This is a genomic window from Cupriavidus sp. 05N39, from assembly GCF_056397325.1.
On sequence record NZ_JBFTNE010000236.1, the window covers coordinates 1 to 1837 of the forward strand.

A 1837-nucleotide genomic window follows, 5' to 3' on the forward strand; every position below is an offset into this window, starting at 1 on the left:
GTATCAAGGACTATCCGTATCCCAGGCAATATGCGGTCATCAATAAGCTCTTTGTCCGTACTTTTTGTCTGCTGCTGCCTTTTGGCATTCTTACGGAATTCGAAAAGATCAATGCCAGCGTTTCAGGCTTCATGCATGGCAACATGATCTGGCTGGTCATTCCATTCAGCACTATGATCTCGTGGATGTACCTCGCGCTGGAGCAGGTTGGCGAAAGCACGGAGAACCCGTTCGAAGGAAACGCCAATGACGTGCCCATGGCACAGATCTGCCGGAAGATTGAACGCGAACTCATGGATATGCTTGGCGAGAAGAGCGATGTTCCCGAGCCAGCGGCAGAGCACGGTATTGTCCTCTAGCAGGCTGCTGAAGTACTTACCGTGAGATTGGCGCATCTTCTGCCAGTGCGGCTGATGGACTCTGTTTCTTTACAATCCGGAGGCCGCGCGCCACTTCATCAAGTTTTTCGGCCGTTGGGCGCCGTTTCACGCTCGCCGGGCGTTCGACTCATCAACCGGACATCGCGCCAGTTCGCCATGACCGAGGTGGGCCAAGAGTTTTACCAGCACGCGATGGCGCTGCTACGCAGCGCGGAGGTTGCCGAAGAAGTCAGAATTTGGGCGTCAGCACTTTCCGAAGGCGCGCCTGGCCGTGGTGACGCCTTCGCATCAGAGCCCGACCGGCGTCGCACTGACACTGCAACGGCGCGTCGAACTGCTCGACCGGGCCGGTGAGCAGGGGGCGTGGATCATCGAGGATTCGCTGACCGCGTGGCGGCACGGTGCGCCCGGGCGGCGTGGCTTGATGATGGGCTTTACCAATCTCCGCAGCCAGTCCGAGGCCGATCGCCTGGTTGCGGAGCTGATGCGCGCGCTGAAAGCGTAGACGATCGTCAACGGATGCTTGACAAATAGACAACCAGTCGTCTATTGTTCCTTCCATCCCCTCATTGACCATTTCGACATGCCAAGACCCGCCAACCCCGAGATCCGTAACCGCCTGCTCATCGACGGCGGCCGTGTTATTCACAGGTCCGGCTTCAACGGATCTGGCGTGCAGGACATCGTAGCTGCCGCAGTGGTTCCCAAGGGATCCTTCTACAGCTACTTCGACAGCAAGGAGGCCTTTGCCGCCGAAGTGCTCGAAGCCTATTGGGATTCCATTGAACAATGCCACGGCAAAGTGATGTACGACGCGCGCATTACGCCGTTGGCCAGGATCGAAAAGCTGTTCGAGTTGCTGGTAGGGGACCACGCGGCAGAAGAATTCACGCTGGGGTGCCTTGTGGGCAACCTTTCCCTCGAATTGTCCAATACCAGCGGTGAAGTTCGAGTTGCTCTGGAGCGCATTCTGGCGCGCTGGGAAGGCCTCATCACAGCCTGCCTTGATGAGGCCAGGCTGCGCCAGGAACTGCCGGCGGACTGTGATTCCGCGCAGCTCGCGTCCATCATCATCGAAGCCTGGGAGGGGGCGGTCCTGCGCAGCAAGGTCGAGCGCAATGGCGACGCCTGCCGACGATTTCAGCAAGTCACGCTGAAGCGGTTGTTGTACTGAAATTTTTTTGCATTTTTAAATAGACGACTGGTCATATATAACGCAGCGGCGCGCTCACGCGCTAAGAAAGGAGTCTTACCATGTCTTCAATTCGCAGCCTCAACAAAGGTGTATCGCGACGCAACCTGCTGCTCGGCAGCGCGGCCGCCGCCAGCGCGCTGGCGGCTTCCAGCTTGCCCGGACCTGCTGCGGCGGCACCGTCGGCAATGGGATCGAGTCCCTCAACGGCACGCGGCAAGGCCTCAGGCAGCTACATCACGGCAAAGGACGGCACCCAGCTCTA

2 protein-coding genes and 2 pseudogenes are annotated in these 1837 nt (G+C 58.6%); all 4 read left to right on the forward strand.

What is annotated here, in order from left to right; translation table 11 throughout:
* Nucleotides 1-359, forward strand: a pseudogene (locus tag AC1DN0_RS40950) (bestrophin family protein); the annotation flags it as partial.
* Between the two features lie 238 nt (nt 360-597).
* Entirely contained in the window at nt 598-885 is a 288-nt protein-coding gene (locus AC1DN0_RS40955; RefSeq protein ID WP_441631933.1) for a hypothetical protein, read from the forward strand.
* A 78-nt stretch (nt 886-963) separates the two neighbouring features.
* Nucleotides 964-1554 (forward strand): TetR/AcrR family transcriptional regulator, encoded by a 591-nt coding sequence (locus AC1DN0_RS40960; RefSeq protein WP_441631931.1) that lies wholly within the window; start codon nt 964-966, stop codon nt 1552-1554.
* An 80-nt stretch (nt 1555-1634) separates the two neighbouring features.
* Nucleotides 1635-1837 (forward strand): annotated as a pseudogene (locus AC1DN0_RS40965) (alpha/beta fold hydrolase); the annotation flags it as partial.